12 protein-coding genes are annotated in these 17,068 nt (G+C 67.3%); 4 read left to right on the top strand and 8 right to left on the bottom strand.

Translation table 11 applies throughout. The annotated features are described in order from the left end of the window. Positions 1–12 precede the first annotated feature (12 nt). From aprI to aprX, 6 genes are all read right to left on the bottom strand, one after another. Complete coding sequence (gene aprI, locus VQ065_RS11445) at positions 13–408, bottom strand: alkaline proteinase inhibitor AprI (protein WP_003086733.1); 396 nt, start codon at positions 406–408, stop codon at positions 13–15. 246 nt (positions 409–654) lie between these two features. Further along, positions 655–2,094 (bottom strand): serralysin family metalloprotease AprA, encoded by a 1,440-nt coding sequence (aprA, locus tag VQ065_RS11440; RefSeq protein WP_003086731.1) that lies wholly within the window; start codon positions 2,092–2,094, stop codon positions 655–657. A 358-nt stretch (positions 2,095–2,452) separates the two neighbouring features. Further along, a complete protein-coding gene (aprF, locus tag VQ065_RS11435) occupies positions 2,453–3,898 on the bottom strand; it encodes an alkaline protease secretion protein AprF (protein ID WP_003086727.1) in 1,446 nt (481 codons plus the stop codon). A 3-nt stretch (positions 3,899–3,901) separates the two neighbouring features. Next, positions 3,902–5,200 (bottom strand): alkaline protease secretion protein AprE, encoded by a 1,299-nt coding sequence (gene aprE, locus VQ065_RS11430; protein ID WP_003086726.1) that lies wholly within the window; start codon positions 5,198–5,200, stop codon positions 3,902–3,904. Then, positions 5,197–6,978: an alkaline protease secretion ATP-binding protein AprD gene (aprD, locus tag VQ065_RS11425; RefSeq protein ID WP_003086725.1), complete on the bottom strand. Its 1,782-nt coding sequence runs from the start codon at positions 6,976–6,978 to the stop codon at positions 5,197–5,199. The genes aprE and aprD overlap by 4 nt, the downstream gene beginning before the upstream one ends. Positions 6,979–7,064: 86 nt before the next feature. Next, positions 7,065–8,309 carry a type I secretion system-dependent protein AprX gene (aprX, locus tag VQ065_RS11420; protein WP_003086724.1) on the bottom strand — a complete coding sequence of 415 codons (1,245 nt, stop codon included), beginning with the start codon at positions 8,307–8,309 and terminating at the stop codon, positions 7,065–7,067. 1,041 nt (positions 8,310–9,350) lie between these two features. Between aprX and VQ065_RS11415 the strand changes: the two genes are divergently transcribed. Next, positions 9,351–9,665 carry a LasR-specific antiactivator QslA gene (locus VQ065_RS11415; protein ID WP_003086723.1) on the top strand — a complete coding sequence of 105 codons (315 nt, stop codon included), beginning with the start codon at positions 9,351–9,353 and terminating at the stop codon, positions 9,663–9,665. A 235-nt stretch (positions 9,666–9,900) separates the two neighbouring features. Further along, positions 9,901–12,477, top strand: coding sequence for a PAS domain-containing protein (locus VQ065_RS11410; protein ID WP_003086722.1), 2,577 nt, complete (start codon positions 9,901–9,903; stop codon positions 12,475–12,477). Positions 12,478–12,499: 22 nt separating this feature from the next. On the opposite strand, the gene VQ065_RS11405 is transcribed toward VQ065_RS11410, so the two are convergent. Together VQ065_RS11405 and VQ065_RS11400 are read right to left on the bottom strand one after the other, a co-directional pair. Next, positions 12,500–14,272 carry a S8/S53 family peptidase gene (locus tag VQ065_RS11405; protein WP_003086721.1) on the bottom strand — a complete coding sequence of 591 codons (1,773 nt, stop codon included), beginning with the start codon at positions 14,270–14,272 and terminating at the stop codon, positions 12,500–12,502. A gap of 79 nt (positions 14,273–14,351) precedes the next feature. Beyond that, positions 14,352–14,912: a TetR/AcrR family transcriptional regulator gene (locus tag VQ065_RS11400; protein ID WP_003086720.1), complete on the bottom strand. Its 561-nt coding sequence runs from the start codon at positions 14,910–14,912 to the stop codon at positions 14,352–14,354. 164 nt (positions 14,913–15,076) lie between these two features. Between VQ065_RS11400 and VQ065_RS11395 the strand changes: the two genes are divergently transcribed. Continuing rightward, positions 15,077–15,874, top strand: coding sequence for a crotonase/enoyl-CoA hydratase family protein (locus VQ065_RS11395; protein ID WP_003086719.1), 798 nt, complete (start codon positions 15,077–15,079; stop codon positions 15,872–15,874). 56 nt (positions 15,875–15,930) lie between these two features. Continuing rightward, on the top strand, positions 15,931–16,815 hold the full coding sequence (locus VQ065_RS11390; protein ID WP_003086717.1) for an alpha/beta hydrolase family protein: 885 nt from the start codon (positions 15,931–15,933) through the stop codon (positions 16,813–16,815). Positions 16,816–17,068 lie beyond the last annotated feature (253 nt).

Here is a 17,068-nt window from a genome sequence, read left to right as displayed (position 1 = left end):
CCCGCAGGCGAGCTAGGGCGTCGCGCGGCGCAGCACCAACTGCCCGCCGTCGCCCTTCTGCACCCGGTAGTCGCCCTCGCCCTGGCGACCGAGGAGCATCAGGGTCAGGCCGCCGCGTTCGAGCAGCGCGATCCCGGCCGGGGTAGGCCTCCAGGCGCGCGGCTCGCTGGGCAGCCAGCGCGTGAGGCAGGCGGTATCGCCGCCCAGGTCGTAGCCACTGGCTTCCGCCACTTCGCTGTCGCGCAGCTCCAGGTGGCAGATCGCGGGCGCCTCGTCCTGCTGCAGGGTCCATTGCCCGGCGAGATCGGAAGCGCTGAGAAGAATCAGACTGCTGGCCATACTGATACCTGTGCTGAAAAAACCGCAGAGCAAGCAAACCATCCTGGAGAGCTTCTCGCTTGCCGACATCGAGAGATCTCCTTCAAGCCTGGAACATCGGATAACACGGCGAACGCCGCCCGCCATCCTCGCTTCGAACGCCAGCGCGCGCCAGGCGCCGCGGGCCTCCGTTCGTCCGCCGGGCCGCTGGCCCACGGGCGCGCCACAGTTCACAACTTCGCTCCTGTGGAAGACACCTATCAATTCGAACAGTGCCCGGCCGGCCGAAGGGCCGCGGTTCGTACCGCCGCACCGAACCGCGCCCGCTTCAGCGCGTCAGACGACGATATCGGCCTGGGTCGCCTGGCCGATCAGATTGATTGCGAAATCGGCATGGGCATCCCCGCTGAAGTCGATCGCCAGGCTGCCGGCCTTGCTCGCCGCGTCGTAGGACAGGATCGCCTGGCCGGCCTGGCCGGCGAAGGCGTCGACGTATTGCAGCACCAGCCCGCCGTTGACGAAGGCGTCCAGCCCGGACAGGTCGATCTTGTCCTGGCCGCTGACGAAGTCGCGCAGGGTATCCGGCGCCGCCGCGGAGGACTCGGCGATATCGCCGTAGACGAAGGTGTCGGCTCCCGCGCCGCCCCACAGCTGGTCCGCGCCGAGGCCGCCGTAGAGGATGTCGTTGCCGGCGCCGCCCTTGAGCACGTTGGCCACGTCGTTGCCGATCAACAGGTCGCTACCCGAGCCGCCGATGGCGTTTTCCACGGTGACCCCGGCAGCGATCGACACATTGCCCTTCAACCCGCCGACATCGGACAGCGCCTTCTCGTTGAGGTTGATCTTCTGGTTCTGGCTGAAGCCGGAGAAGTCCAGGGTGTCGTTGCCGCCGGCGTCCCACACCGAGAACACCAGCTTGGAACTGGACGAGGTGGCGCTGTAGAAGTCGCGCTCGGTGTTGGAGTTGAAGCCGTACACCGTGTCGCCGGTGCGGGTGGTCAGGTTGGCCCCGTAGAGCTTCTGGATCGCCGCGATGTCGTCCAGCAGCGGTGCCGAGGAATAGGCGCCCTTGAAGTCCTGGCCGGTGTTCTGCTCTTCCCAGTAGCTCATCACCGAATAGGCGCGGGTGTCCTCGGCGTAGGTAGCGTCGGCGTAGGTGGGATCGCCCTCGCCGGCGTTGTAGTCGCCGGGGTGGCTCAGGCCCAGGGTATGGCCGATCTCGTGGGTCAGCGTCTGGCGTCCGTAGTTGCCGTTGGCCGGATTGACGTTGGCGCTGTAGCTGCTGTTGATCAGGTACCAGGATTGCCCCTTGAGCGCATCCGGTACATCCGGCAGGAAGGCGAACGCCGCACCGCCGACACTACTGCTGAAGTTGCCGAAGGTCAGGTCGCCCTGATCGCCCTGGCCGGCGTCGACGAAGTGGATATTGGTGACGTCCGCCCAGGATTGCAGCGACAACTTGGCCTGGGCCTGCTGCTGCGCGGAGAAGGCGCTGAACTTGCCCAGCGAGTAGATATCGCTGACATACTTCCACGGCGTATTGAAGAAGTCGTTCGGCTTGGTCAGGAACGAATAGGACAGGGTCAGCACCGAGTCGCCCGGCGCTTTCTGCCAAGACGCCTGTTCGCGGAGGATCTGCTCCGCCGCCTGGTCGACGGTATAGGACGGATGGCCATTGACCAATTCGTCCCCGCCCCGCGCATAGGCATGCAGGAAGTTGTCTACCTGGGTATACGCATCGCTACGACCTTTCAATGCAAGAGAATTGCTGGACATTGTCATATCCCTTTAAGTTGTAAAGGAAATAACTCGAATACAATTATCGGATGGATAATTGCAGTTATCGGCCAGATCAGGCCGAAGTCCAAACTGACACAGCTCATTTTCCAATGTCCACAGGTTTCATGAAAAAAATTAAGCTGCACTTAAAACATATGCACGAACGAATTCCGCATATATGAAATCATGCAGGAAAGATAAACTACCGAAGACACTGGAATATTATAAAAACCGTTTCATATAAATAGCGCCTTATTGAAAAAACAATTCCATGCGTATTGTTCGACCTCTGTCGACCCGCCCGGGACATCGACTTCACGCCAGGCGAACAATTGCCCGCACGTCCTTCGCGGTCTCAATTGAGCGCGCTCCGGTTTTCCTCCGTATCGGTCTTCGACAGGGTGTGCAGCGGCGCCGGGCAATCCGTCGTCGCGCAGTCGCGGCGGCGCGCCGGCGTCTCGCCGGAAACGAAGTTCGCCGCCACCAGTTCCAGGTCGGCTTCGTCCAGCACCCCGGCGTAGAAACGCAGGCGTGCCCAGGCCGTGAGGTAGTCGTACTTGGCCTTGGACAGCTCGTTCATCGCGCTGTACAGCGCCTGCTCGGCGTTCAGCAGGTCGAGGTTGACCCGCACCCCGGCGGCGATGCTCTTGCGCGTGGCCATCACCAGCGTCCGCGCCGAATCCACGGTCATCTCGTAGGCGCGGATCTTCGCCGCGCTGCTGCTGCTCTGGTTGTACATCTTGCGCACCTGGTTGAGGGTCTCGCGGACCTTGTCGTCCAGGTCGTAATGGCTCTTCTCCATGCGATGCGTGGCCTGGCGCGTCGCCGCCAGGGTCTCGCCGCCGGAGAACAGCGGAACGCTCAACTGGATGCCGACGCTGTCGGTTTCGTAGCGCTGGTTGTAGGTGTTCTCCGAACCGGACTTGGACTTGCCGGTGCTGGCGTACAGGCCCAGGCGCGGCAGGAAGTCGGCGCGGTTCTGCTCGACCTCGTAGCGGGCCACGTCCACCGCGTGGCGCAGCGAGGCCAGCTCGGGATTCTCGGCCAGCGCCAGGTCGCGCCAGGCGGTGTAGCTGGCGGGGCTCAGCGGGCGCACCTGGAAGCGTTCGCCGAGCGGCGCCAGGTCGGCGATCTCCAGCGGCGCCCCGACCAGCCGCTCCAGTTCGCGCAGGGCGGCATCCTGGCTGTCCCGCGCCTCGATTTCCTGGGCCTGGGCCAGGTTGAAGCGGGCCTGGGTCTCCAGGGTGTCGGTGCGGGTGCCGTTGCCGCGCTCGAACTGGCGCTGGTTGAGCTGGAACTGCTCGCGGTAGGAGCGTTTCTGCGCCCGCGCCAGTTCGATCTGGTCCTGGGCCAGCAGCGCGCCGGTATAGGCTTCCAGGACCCGGACCAGCAGTTCCTGGCTCTGGCTGCGGAAGCGCTCGTCGGACAGCAGCGCCTGGGCCACGCCCTTGCGGTAGCGGCTGAAGGCCTCGTAGTCGAACAACGGCTGTTGCAGGCTGAGGGTGGAGACGTAGCTGTCGTAGTCGCGGTCTTCCTTGAAATCGCCGCGGGTGGTGGCCTGGGTCACATCGGACCAACTGCGCCCACGGTTGTAGCTGTACACCAGGCGCGGCAGCAGCGCCGCGCGGCCGAGCGCACGGTATTGCCTGCCGGCCTCGTGCTCCTGGATCGCGGCCTGGAACTGCGGGTCGTTCTCCAGGGCCAGGTGATAGCCGTCCAGCAGGCCGAGGGCGAAGGCATCCTCGCGCAGCAGCAACAGGAAGGCGCCGAACAGCCAGGTCATCAGGCGGCGCATGGTCATCGGTCAGTTCTCCGCCAGCGCCACGTGGGCGCGGTCGAACAGGGGCTTGAACAGGTAGTTGAGCAGCGAGCGCTCGCCGGTGCGGACGAACACCTGCACCGCCATTCCCGGGCGGATCTGCAGGCCCTTCAGCTTGCCCATCGCGGCCGCGTCGACCTGGGCGCGCAGCGCGTAGTAGGGCTGCTTGTTCTGCTCGTCGAGCAGGCGGTCGGCGCTGACCATGGTCACCTCGCCGGTGACCCGCGGGGTCTTGCTCTGGTTGAAGGCGGTGAACAGCATCTCCACCGGCAACCCGCTGTGGATCCGGTCGACCAGGTTCACCGCGAGCTGGCCCTCCACTTCCAGGCTGTCGCTGTTGGGCACGATGTACATCAGCAATTCGCCGGGGCCGATCACCCCGCCATCGGTGAACACCTTCAAGCCGGCCACGTAGCCGCTGACCGGCGCGCGGATCTCGGCGTGCCGCAGTTCGTAGCGCGCCGAGGACAGCTCCTCCCAGAGTGTCCGCGCATTGACCTGGGTTTCCGCCAGTTGCCCGTTGACTTCCTTGCGGTACTCCTCCTCGCGTTGGGCGATGCGCATCTGCGCCTCGGCGATGCTCTGGCGGATCTGCCCGAAGCGACCGCTGCTCTCCGATAGCCGGGCGTTCACCTCGGCCAGTTGGCGCTCCTGTTCGAGCAACTGGTTGCGCGGCATGTAGCCTTCCTCGGCGAGGTCGCGCGCACCGCTCAACTGGCTGTTCAACAGGCGTTGTTGCAGGCGCTGGTTGCCCTCGGTCTGGCGCAACCCTTCGAGCTGGGCGCGCAGCCCCTCGATGTTCGCCCGCAATGCGGAGAGTTCGTTGGCCAGCGCGGTCTGGCGGCTGTGCAGCAACTGCCGCTGCAACTCCAGGCGCTCGCCGAGGGTCGGCAGCGGGGCCTGCTCGGCCAGCCCCGCGGGCATCTCCAGGGTCCGCCGGCCTTCGTATTCGGCCTGCAGGCGCGCCTGGTTGAGCCGCGCGTTGGCGTACCGGTTGAGCAGCGAATCGACGTTGGCCCGGGCCTGGGTCGGTTCCATGCGGATCAGCGGCTCGCCCGCCTCCACATGCTGGCCGTCGCGCACCAGGATGTGCTTGACCACCCCGCCCAGCGGATGCTGCACCGACTTGCGCTGGCCGGAGATGATCACCGTGGCCGGCACCGCCACGCCCTGGTCGAGCGGCGCGAAGGCGGCCCAGAGCAGCGCGCCGCCGAAGCCGAACAGGACCAGCAGCCAGCCCAGTCGCGCATAGGCGTTCTCGTCGCGTTTCACCGTGCGGGTCATTCCACACCTCCCTGGCGCGGCGCGGCCACCACCTGCGGCGCGCCGTAGCCGGCCACCCGGTAGTCCGCGCGCTGCTGCGACGCCGACGCGGCGCGCTGGTTGTTCAAGGCGGCGAGCACCTGGTCGCGCTCGCCGTACAGGTGCAACTGGCCGGCGTTCAGCGCCAGCAGGCGGTCGGCGCAACCCAGCACGCCGGCCCGGTGGGTGATCAGCAGCACCGTGCAGCCACGCGCCTTGAGCGCCTGGATCGCCGCCAGCAGCGCCTGCTCGCCGCTGTCGTCGAGGTTCGAGTTGGGTTCGTCGAGCACCACCAGGGTCGGCGCGCCGTACAGCGCCCGGGCCAGGGCGATGCGCTGGCGCTGGCCGCCGGAAAGCCCGGCGCCGCCGACGCCGAGCACGGTGTCGTAGCCCTGCGGCAGGCGCAGGACCAGTTCATGGACCCCGGCCAGGCGCGCCGCCTCCACCACCTTGTCGGCCTGCACCTCGCCGAAGCGGGCGATGTTTTCCGCCACCGTGCCGGCGAACAGTTCGATGTCCTGCGGCAGGTAGCCGATGCGCGGGCCGAGGGTCTCGCGCTCGTACTGGCGGATCTCGGCGCCGTCCAGGCGCACGCTGCCGTGCAGGGTCGGCCAGATGCCCAGCACTACCCGCGCCAGGCTCGACTTGCCGGAGCCGGACGGACCGATCACGCCGACCACCGAGCCGGCCGGGATCGCCAGAGTCAGGCCACGCAGGGTGCGCGCCTCGCTGCCGGGCGGCGCCGCGTCCAGCGATTCCAGCAGCAGGTGGCCACGCGGCTCGGGCAATTCCATGCGCCGCTCGCGGGCGGGGAATTCGTCGAGCAGGCCGCTCAGCCGGCGATAGGCATCGCGCGCCGCGCCCCACTGCTTCCACACGCCGATCAGTTGGTCGATAGGCCCCAGCGCACGGCCCATCAGGATCGAGCCGGCGATCATCATCCCCGGGGTGATGCGTCCCTCCACCGCCAGCCAGGCGCCGAGGCCGAGCACCAGGGATTGCAGGGCGATGCGCAGGTATTTGCTCAGCGCGTTGATCCGCGCCGCGCGCTCGCTGGCCAGGCTCTGCTGGTCGAGGAACGCCTGGTGCAGCCGTTCCCAGCGCCCGCGCATGCTGCCGAGCATGCCCATCGCCTCGATCACCTCGGCGTTGCGCAGGTTGTTGCTGGCCAGTTGGCCGGACTTGATCGACAACTCGCCGGCCTTGGCCAGCGGCGCACGGGTGGCGCGTTCGTTGAACCAGGCGAGGGCCATCAGGGCCAGCGCGCCGACCAGCGAGAGCAGGCCGAGCCAGGGGTCGAAGAGGAAGATCACCAGCAGGTAGACCGGGAACCAGGGCGCGTCGAAGAAGGCGAACAGCGCCTGGCCGGTGATGAACTGGCGCAGGGTGGTTAGGTCGTGCAGCGCCTGGCTGGCCTCCTGGCCGCCGGCGCGCAGGTTGCGTTCGAAGGCGGCGGCGTAGACCCGCCCGTGCAACTGGCCGTCGAAGCGTTCGCTGACCCGCACCAGGACGAAGCTGCGCAGCGCCTCCAGCGCGCCCATGAAGACGAACACGCCGAGCGCCATCAGGGTCAGCATCAACAGGGTGACTTCGTTGGCCGAGGACAGCACGCGGTCGTACACCTGCAGCATGTACAGCGAGGGCACCAGCATCAGCAGGTTGATCACCCCGGAGAACGCCGCCACGCTGCGCAACGCACTGCGGCTGGCCGCCAGGGCCTGTTTGATTTCGTTGGTAACGCTGGAACCGAGCCTTGCCATCGAGCGCGCTCACTTCTGCCACGACTGCCGCTGGAATCCCGAATGAGCCCGGATGGCACCTCCCTGTGCCGGGCGTTCCCTCGCCGTCAGGCGGCCAGGGCCTGATGCTCCAGCGCCGGGTCGGCGCCGATCAGCTGGATTGTCGGCGGCGCCGCTTCGCCGCCGTGGCCGAGCAGCGCCGCGAGCACCTTGCCGGCACCGTCCAGGGCGCTGTGCGCGGTATCCCCGGCGATACCGGCGACGATCGACAGGTCATTGTCGAGGTCATGCACCAGCTCGATCTGGCCCTTCGGCCCGACCCCGGCGACATCGACACCGGCAATCGTTTGCGCATACAGCTTGCTGTCGAAGTGCAGGTCCAGCGTCGGCAGCGAGACACCGATGTCCTTGAGCACCGGCACGTAGCCGAGGATGCCGCCGACGATGGGCAGGTCCTTGAGGGTCACCTCGTTCCAGCTCAGCAGCTTGACCTCGTTGTAGCTACCCAGCTCCAGGGTGCCGCCGAGATTGGCCACGCCGAGGTTGTAGCTGGGTCCGGCGATACCGTAGAACTTGGCGCTGAAGCCTTCCTTGTCGACCGAGCCGACCACTCCCAGGCCGCCGAGGTTGAGCGGCGCCAGCACCGGCACCAGCGGCGCGGTGATCGGATTCAGCGCCAGGGCTGCGGTGACCAGCGGAGTCAGCGGCGTCTCGCCGCCGAAGGTCAGGCCTTGCTCGGTGAAGGAGACGTTGATCGGCAGCGGGCCGAGGATGCCGCGGCTATCGGGAATCACGCCCTGGTCGTGATTGCCGCCGAGCAGCGAGCCGATCACATTGACCCCGAGCAGGCCGTCGCTATTGCCGAGGTTTAGCGAGCCACCCTGGTAGGCGGCGTGGTAGAGATCGTTGGCGGCCTTCAGGCTGTCGCTGCCGAATTCCCAGGAATGGCCGACGGTGGCACCGACGCCCTGCCCCAGGTCACCGACCAGCTTCAGGTAATCCTCCGGCTCGACGCGCCCGTGCAACAAGTCGTCGGCGATCGCCAGCGAGTTGCCGGCCAGCCCGCCCAGCGTGCCGACCGCGGAGCCTACGGTGTCGAGGGCGTCGCCGGCGATCTCGCCGAGCGTGCCGGCCACCGCGCCGACCGTACCCTCCAGCGCCTGCTCCACGCTGGCAACGGCGTCATGCACCGATGTCAGCGCTTCGTGCACCTGCTGCTCCACGGCGTCGACGGTGGAGCCCACCAATGTCCTGGCCACGTCCGCCACCGCCGTGACGGCGGTGGCGGCCACCTGCGTCGCACGCTCGTAGACCTGGCCGAACAGGTTCGCGGCTGCATTGAATAATCCCATCTTCTGTTCCTCGATTGAGTTGTCTCGGTTATCGCGTTTCCGGCGCAGGTCGCTGTTTACCGACCGAACCGGTCACGCGGTTAAGCGCAGTCAGTGAGTTCCGCGAGAAAACGGAACGCGGGTACCTGAAAGTTCATCAGGCCTGGCGACAACTTGTTTTTATTGGAAGACAGGAGCCCCCGAGGGCGAAACCCATTTAATCCCGAGCAGCCCGCAACAGAGCGCTCTCCACCGCTTCGCCTGTTAAGTAGGACTAACATGGGAAAGGCAAATTTGTACCACCACTTAAATCAGTTCAATACTTTGGTTGGGCATACCGACCTGTCAGTTCTGCCAGGTGGATTTCCAAGCCCCTGATTCCTAAACGGATTATTGACGCTTTTAATTAATATCGAATGACGGACGGTCGCCCCGGCACGAACTCTGACGAAAATCAGAAATGAAGAAAGGGTTATATCCTTATGCACCAAAGTGCCGAGCCGCCCTCGCGGCGTGCCCAACTAGCGTGCAACTTCGGCAGCGCCCTTTTCGAAGAAGCGAATGACACTTTTGCGTGGCTCATAAGGAACACTCTTATTACGTGAAGCGCATCACAAAATATTGAATCGAACAGTCCAGGCGGATTGTTTTCTCCTGGTAAACGATGATTAACGGCGCGCTCCAAGGCCGGGTTATTTCCATGAATCGCTTCAGCCAACGCCTTGCCTGCCGATAGCCTCTGCCGTCACCCGTTCCCGCCCTTGCTCCCCGCCTTGCCTGCCCCTATCCTGCGCCCGTCACGGGCCAAATCCGTGACCGGGTTTGACAGCCCGAAGAGACGGCGCGATGCGCCGAGCGGTGCATGCGAAAGCAGCGAATGCTTTTGCAGGCATCGGCTCGACCGCAGTTTTCCAACTGCGGGCCTTCATGGCGGATCGCGTGGGGAGACCCTCGTGGTCTGCCGGTTCCGTTTCCCGGTCTGTCAACCCTGCGCGATCCTGCCTCCATCGATTGACAGCGAAGGCGGCAGGTCATGTGACTCTCAGAAACGGAGCACCCAGCATGACGAAGGATGAAAAGGAAAAGACCCACGTCGACGCAATCATCGAACGCTACAAGGACCTGATGGTCGAGATTCCCCCCGCCGACCGGCAACCCGGTCTCTCCCTGCTCTGGCCGGTTCCCGCCCAGCCCGCCATCGACAAGGGCGTCCGCCAGGCCGAGAACTGGCTTGCCGACCAGATCGAAGGCCAGCTCTGGACCGCCTTCGCCTTCGGCCGCGACAGCCTGCCCACACCGATGCAGAAGACCGCCTTCGAAGTGGCCTTCCTGACGCGCCTGCAGCAGCGCCTGGTAGCCGCTCGACGTTCCGGTTGACCCGGCCATGGCGAATGACGCCGGTGGCGTCGTTCGCCCCTACGCCAAGTCTCCATCGCGGTCTCGGGCACCGCGTACGAAATCATCGCCAGACTCCGCCTGGCAACGCGCCGAGCGTCTGGAGCGCCCCGGTGCGCCATCCCGCCCAGCCGGATTGAACGCAAGCGCACCCACCGCCCTCCTATATTCCATACGACCCACCACCTCAACCGGAACCGAGCAAGACTCCGCAGACATGGCACAGCCTTTCACCATCGAACCGGACCCGAACCCCCTCGACCATCCACCGGCCTTCCTGGCCAACGGAGGAGCGGTCGGGAAACTGTTGCTCAGCCTCGACGCGGCCAGTTCGCCCCTCGGCCCGCCGGACGCCTGGTCAGCGAGCCTGAAGACGACGATGGCCACGCTGCTGCCGGCCAAGGCGCAGATCGTGCTGTTCTGGGGCGCGGAATTCGTCGCCCTGTACAACGATGCCTACGCGCCGAGCATCGGCGACAAGCATCCGCGCGCCCTCGGTCGGCCGGCGATAGAGAACTGGCGGGAGCTGTGGGATGACCTCGAACCGCTGCTGCGCGGGGTGTACGAGACCGGCGAGACCTTCGCGGCAAAGGATCGGCCCTTCTACATCGAACGCCACGGGCGCGGCGAGACGGTCTATTTCGACGTGTCCTATTCGGCGGTGCGGGAAACCGACGGTTCCGTCGGCGGCGTGCTGTGCATCGTCACCGAGACCACCGAGCGGGTGCGTTTCGAACGCCGCCAGGCGTTCCTCCTGGAACTGGGCCAGACCCTGCCGTCCCTGGCCGATCCCCTGGAAATCGAAGCCACCGCCCTGCGCCGGCTCGGCGAGGAGCTGGGCGCGTCGCGGATATTCTTCGGCGAGGACAACGGCGACGGCATGACCTTCCAGGTTCATCGCGACTATCTCCACGACGGCCGCTCGGCGGTCGGTCGGCATCGCTACCTGTCGTTCGGCGCCACCCTGTCCGGCGAACTGCATGCCGGACGCAGCGTGGCGCGGGAAGACCTCGCCGGGGAGCGCGGCATGAGTCTCGACGAGGCGGCGAGCCGCGCACGCCTGGGGCTAGGCGCCACGCTGCACGTCCCGGTGCTGCGCCACGGCCGGCTGGAGGCGCTGCTGGCGATCCACTTCGCCCATCCGCAGGCGCTCGGCGAAGATCCGCGCCGCCTGGCGGAGGAAGCCGCCAAGCTGGCCTGGACCTCGCTCACCCATGCCCGCGCGGAGCTGGCGCTGCGCACCAGTTCCGCGCAACTGGCGGCGATGTTCGACCAGGCCAGCGCGGGCATCGCGGTATGCGACCGGAACTGGCGCTTCACCCGGGTCAACGATCGCTACTGCGAGATCGCCGGCCGTTCGCGCGAGACCCTACTCGGCCTGCGCATGCAGGACATCCTCGACCCCGCCGACTTCGCCCTCCCCGCGGCGCCAGGCGGAGCGACCGGCGCGGCGTTCGAGATGAGCGGCCGCTACGTTCGCCCCGACGGCGATACGGTGTGGGTGCAGAACCAGGTCACGCCGCTGGTGGACGAGCAGCATGCCGCCAGCGGCCTGCTCTGCGTGTGCATGGACATCAGCGCGCGGGTACGTGCCGAGAACGAGCTGCGCGAACTCAACGAAAGCCTGGAAGAACGTGTCGCGACCATGCTCGCCCAGCGCGAAAGCGCCCTGGCGCAGCTTCACGAGGCACGCAAGATGGAGATGGTCGGCCAGTTGACCGGCGGCATCGCCCATGACTTCAACAACCTGCTGACGCCGATCATGGCCTCGCTGGAACTGATCCGCCGGCGGCTCGACGACGCCCGCTCCACCGACCTCATCGACGGCGCGCTACAGTCCGCCGAACGGGCGCGGAACCTCGTCGGTCGCCTGCTCACCTTCGCCCGCCGGCAAACCCTCAAGCCGCAGGCGGTGGCCCTGCGCGAGCTGGTCGAAGGCATGCACGACCTGATCGAGCGCTCGCTCGGCCCGACCATCGAGGTCCGCATCGAGATCCCGGAACGCCTGCCGGCGGTGGTGGTGGATCCGCACCAGTTCGAACTGGCCATCCTCAACCTCGCGGTGAACGCCCGCGACGCCATGGGCGAAGGCGGCCGCCTGGAAATAGGCGCGCGGACCGACCTGGTGATCGACGGCGCGGTGGACGGTCTCGGCGCCGGCCGCTACGTGTGCCTGGAAGTCGCCGACAACGGCGGAGGCATGCCCGCCGAGGTGCTGGCCCGCTGCATGGAGCCGTTCTTTTCCACCAAGGGCGTGGGCAAGGGCACCGGCCTCGGCCTGTCGATGGTCCAGGGCCTGGTCGCCCAGTCCGGCGGCGGCCTGGGCATCCACTCGGAGATCGGCAAGGGGACCCGGGTGAGCATCTGGCTGCCGATCACCGCGGAGCAGACGCAATCCACCGCAGAAAGCTGCCCGGACGCACCGGAGGCGTTGCGGCCGACCCACGTGCTGCTGGTCGACGACGACAGGATGGTGCGCTACACCACCGCGCTGCTGCTCGGCGATCTCGGCTACCAGGTCAGCGAGGCGGCGTCGGCGGAGGAAGCCCTGGGCGAGGTCGAGCGCGGCCTGGCGCCCGACCTGCTGGTCACCGACCATCTCATGGCCGACAAGACCGGCGTGCAGCTTGCCGAGGAACTGCGCCAGCGCTTCCCGCAATTGCCGGTGCTGGTCATCACCGGCTACGCCAACCTCAGGCCCGAGCAACTCAACGGCTTCGAGGTGTTGACCAAGCCGTTCCGCCACAACGAACTCGCCGAACGCCTCGCCCGGCTGCTGGAAGCCTCGCCGTGAGGCCCCGGGCCGGCGGAACGCCTCAGCGCACGCGCTCGCGGCTCTTCACCGCCAGGTCCAGGGCTTTCTGCATGTCCAGCCGCGCCGAGCGGCCGACGTCGCGGTGGTCCAGGCGGTAGCCGCGCTCCGAGGGCAGGATCGGTGCGGTGAGGTCCTCGGCATCGGCCGGCTCGAAATCGTAGTCGCCGCCGATGGTCATGGCGCTGCGCCGGAGCAGCATGCGGATCTCCTCGGGTCGCAGCCGCGGGTTGAGAGAAAGCATGGCGGCGACCGTGCCGGCGACCATCGGCGTGGCATAGGAGGTGCCGCAGTGCACCTCGCCCCGCGCGTCCCGCTCCAGGGTCGAGGCATGGGTACAGGCGGCGGCGGTGACATCCACCCGCATGTCGACGTTCGAGGTGCTGCGCTTGACCGCGTAGGCCGGGTCGTCCACCGCCAGGCCTTGGCGCTCGCTGCGCTGGTGGCCGCCCACCACCAGCAACTGCTCGGTGACGAAGGAGGACGGCAGGCGGTATTCGTCGGTACCGGAGTAGGACGAGCCGTTGCCGGCGGAGTTGACCACCAGCACGTCCGGATGCTCCTTGCGCAGCCAGAGGAAGAATTCCTCGAGCAACTCCTCGTAGCCGCTCATGGCGATCCCCGAGCGCACCAGCGAATCCACCTCGTCGCCGTCGACGTCGCGAGCGCCGACGCGGTGGATGCCCCAGCTCCAGTTGAGCACCCGCACGCCATCCTCCACCAGGTTCACCGAGGCGGCGACGTTGGCCGTGATGCCAGCGTCGGAATTGCGCTCGACGATCACTTCGAAACCCTGGCTGGCGCGGTCCAGCCCACGCAGGAAGCCACTGTTGCCGCCCTGGTCCCAGCGCGCGGCGAGGATGCCGGCGACCGTCGAACCGTGGTTGTCGGGACGTTCGGCATCGCGCGCGTAGAGGCAGGTACGCGGCGCGGGCGCCTTGCAGGGGCCGAGGTAGTCGGCGAAGTCGGGGGCGTCGAAGTCGACGTCGCGCTCGATCACCCCGATGCGCACCGGGCGGGTCTCCAGCGGGGCCTGGCGGGCGCGGACCCGACGCTGGTAATAGTTCACCGCGTCCATGAAACGATTGGCCGCCCACTCGTCGGAGTCGCTGTCCGGCTTGTCCACGGGCCGGCGCGCCGCCTCGGTTTCCTCGCCCTTCTCCGGCGCGGACTCCTCCACCACCACGGCGTCCACGCTGGTCTCGCTGCCGATGCGGAGGACCAGCGCGTCGCGCTGGACGAGGTCGCGCGCCGGCAGGCGCAACTGGTAGAGGTTCAACGGCGGGATCGCGCCGACCACCCGCGCGCCATATTTATCGGCCAGGCGTTCGGCCTCCCGGCGACCATCGTGGTTCTCCTCGATCAACAGGCTGACCAGGTCGACGTAGGTGGTCAGGCCATCCATGTTCTTCGCCACCTCGTCGGGACCGGCGGCGAGCACATGGCTGCCGTTCAGGGTCAGCCATACCGGATTGCTGCTGCGCCCGCCCTGCTCCAGCCAAAGCGGACCGCTGGCGTGGCCACGGCGGTCCAGGCGGAGCCGCAGGCCGTCGCCCTCGCGCCGCAGGGCGGTGGCCGGCAGTTCGCGGCCGTCCAGCAACAGGCGCGGCAGGCCGGCACCCAGGCCGCGCACGCGCAGGCACCACTCCTGCCGCTCGCTGGCCAGGAGATCGCCGCAGCGCTCCAGGCGCTCCAGGCGCAGGGGTGTTTCGGCGGCGACCAAAGGACTGCCCAGGGACGCGAAAAGGATGGCGAAAACGGCACGGCGCAGCGGCATGGACTCGGCTTCCGGAACGGGGACCTGTTGTTCCGACCGCCTGGCGAAACGCTTCGTTCAGGTTGAAGGCGGGCGCAGGCTAGCCCGCCAGTTGCTCCAGCGCTCGCCGGGTGACGCCATCGATATAGCCCGGCTCGCCATAGATGCGCGCCAGCAGGATGGCGCCTTCGAAATCGGCCACCAGTTGCCGGCCGCGCTCCAGCGCCTGCGCCTCGTCGAAGGCCGGGCGGTAGAGCTGGGCGAAGGCTTGCGCCCAGTCGTCGAGGAAACTGCGGATCGGCGCCATCAGCTCGCTGCGACCATAGCTGGCGTCGACCGCGACCACGCCCATCAGGCAGCCGATGCTGTCGTCCTGGAACAACCGGGCGGCCTTGCGGCCGAGTTTTTCCAGGCGCTCGCGGGGCGTCAGCAGCGGGTCGTAGGCGATGCTGAAGAGCGTCTCGGCGAGCCGCTGGTGGGTCCATTCGAGAACGTCGCGGAGCAAGGCTTCCTTGTTCGGGTAGTGGTGGTAGAACGAGGCCTTGGTCAAGCCGCAGGCGCTGGACAGCATTTCCATGGTGGTGCCGTGGTAGCCGTAGCGACGGAAGGTGCCGGCGCAGCGCTGGAGAAGCTCGTCGCGGGAGATTTTCAACGGACGCACGGAAGGTTCCTGCTCTCGATCAAAGGCGTTGATTCTATGCCATAAGCCTTGGCGCCTCAATTTGACGGTTACCGAATGTTTGTTTAGTTTTTACAAACCGAATGTTCGGTAGGTAACTAGAAGAAGTTTCCGCTCCACCAACCCAAGCACAGGAGAGAGGCATCATGAGCGAAGCCAACAGCGGCCCGGGCCGCGTCACCCGAGAGCAGCGCGGTCATCTGTTTCTCATCGGCCTGGACCGCGCGGGCAAGCGCAACGCCTTCGACAGCGCAATGCTGGCGGACCTGGCGCTGGCCATGGGTGAATACGAGCGCAGCGAGGAATCCCGCTGTGCCGTGCTCTTCGCCCATGGCGAGCACTTCACCGCCGGGCTCGACCTGATGGAACTGGCACCGAAGCTCGCCGCCAGCGGTTTCCGCTATCCGGACGGCGGCGTCGATCCCTGGGGCGTGGTCCAGCCGCGTCGGAGCAAGCCGCTGGTGGTCGCGGTGCAAGGCACCTGCTGGACCGCCGGGATAGAGCTAATGCTCAATGCCGACATCGCGGTGGCCGCGCGCGGCACGCGCTTCGCCCATCTGGAGGTGCTACGCGGCATCCCGCCGCTGGGCGGATCCACCGTGCGCTTCCCGCGCGCGGCGGGCTGGACCGACGCTATGCGCTACATCCTCACCGGCGATGAGTTCGATGCCGACGAAGCCCTGCGCATGCGCCTGCTCACCGAGGTGGTGGAACCCGGCGAGGAACTGGCACGGGCCCTCGAATACGCCGAGCGGATCGCCCGGGCCGCGCCGCTGGCGGTGCGCGCCGCGCTGCAATCGGCGTTCCAGGGGCGCGACGAGGGGGACGATGCGGCGCTGTCGCGGGTCAACGAGTCGCTGGCCGCGTTGATCGGCAGCGAGGACGTCCGCGAGGGCGTGCTGGCGATGGTGCAAAAGCGCGCGCCGGCGTTCAAAGGCCGCTAGCTCCCCTGCGGGTCGACCCCCGGTCGCTCCGCTCCATCTCTCCTGCGGAAACCGACATGACTTCGTTGACTCAACATTCCGCAGCGCCGGTGCGGATGGAACGCCTGGCCCTGCCCGCGACCGACGGCTATCCGCTGTCCGCCTACCGCTACCACGCGCCGGGCCACGCCCATGGCAACCTGCTGGTGGCCGGCGCGACGGGCGTCGCCCAGCGCTTCTACCGGCGTTTCGCCGAACACGCCGCGCGCCAGGGCTTCGACGTACTCACCCTGGACTATCGCGGCATCGGCGAATCCGCGCCGGCAAGCCTGAAGGGCTTCGCCATGTCCTACCTGGACTGGGCCTACCGGGACCTCGCCGCCGCCGTCGAGCTGCTCGGCCGGGAGGAGCGGCCGCTGTACTGGATCGGCCACTCCTTCGGCGGCCACGCCATCGGCCTGCTGCCCGACCATGGGCGGCTCGCCGCCTGCTACAGCTTCGGCAGCGGCGCCGGCTGGAGCGGCTGGATGTCGCGCCGCGAAGCGCTCAAGGTGCGCCTGCTGTGGACCCTGGTGCTGCCGCCGCTGGTGGCCTGGAAAGGCTACATGGCCTGGAGCCTGCTGGGCATGGGCGACGACCTGCCGCTGGGGGTCTACCGCGACTGGAAGCGCTGGTGCCGCCATCCCCGCTACTATTTCGACGACCCGGCGATGCGCCACCTCCACCAGCGCTACGCCGCAGTGCGCACGCCCTGTCTGTTCGCCACCGCCCTGGACGATCCCTGGGCACCGCCGCGCTCGCGGGACGCTTTCGTCGAGGCCTACCGCAACGCACCGCTGGAAACCCTCGACCTGCGACCCGACGGTGGACCGCTCGGACACATGGGCTACTTCCGCGCCGGTGCAGAGGCGCTGTGGGACGACGCCCTGCGCTGGCTGAGACGGCATCCGGAGAACGCCTGAAAGACCAGCGAGAGCGCGCCATGCACCCGTTGCCGTTGTCCCTTCGCCTGTTCGCCGTCGCATTCTGGCTGGGCGTGGTCGCCGTGGAGTTCCTTCTCGAACGCAGCCGCGCCGAAAGCCGCGACCGGGGTTTCGCCGGGAGACCGCCACCAAGGCCGACAGCTTTGCCGGGGTGAACCGCTACTCCCGGCAGATCGCCCGCATCTCCCTGCTGGCCATCCCGGCCGGGCTGCTGGCCCTGGGCTGCGGCCCA

The organism is Pseudomonas sp. KBN10P06128, assembly GCF_037574945.1.
Taxonomy (GTDB): Bacteria; Pseudomonadota; Gammaproteobacteria; order Pseudomonadales; family Pseudomonadaceae; genus Pseudomonas; species Pseudomonas aeruginosa.
The sequence above is the reverse complement of the archived record's forward strand: the minus strand, read 5'-3'. Positions and strand labels throughout refer to the sequence as shown.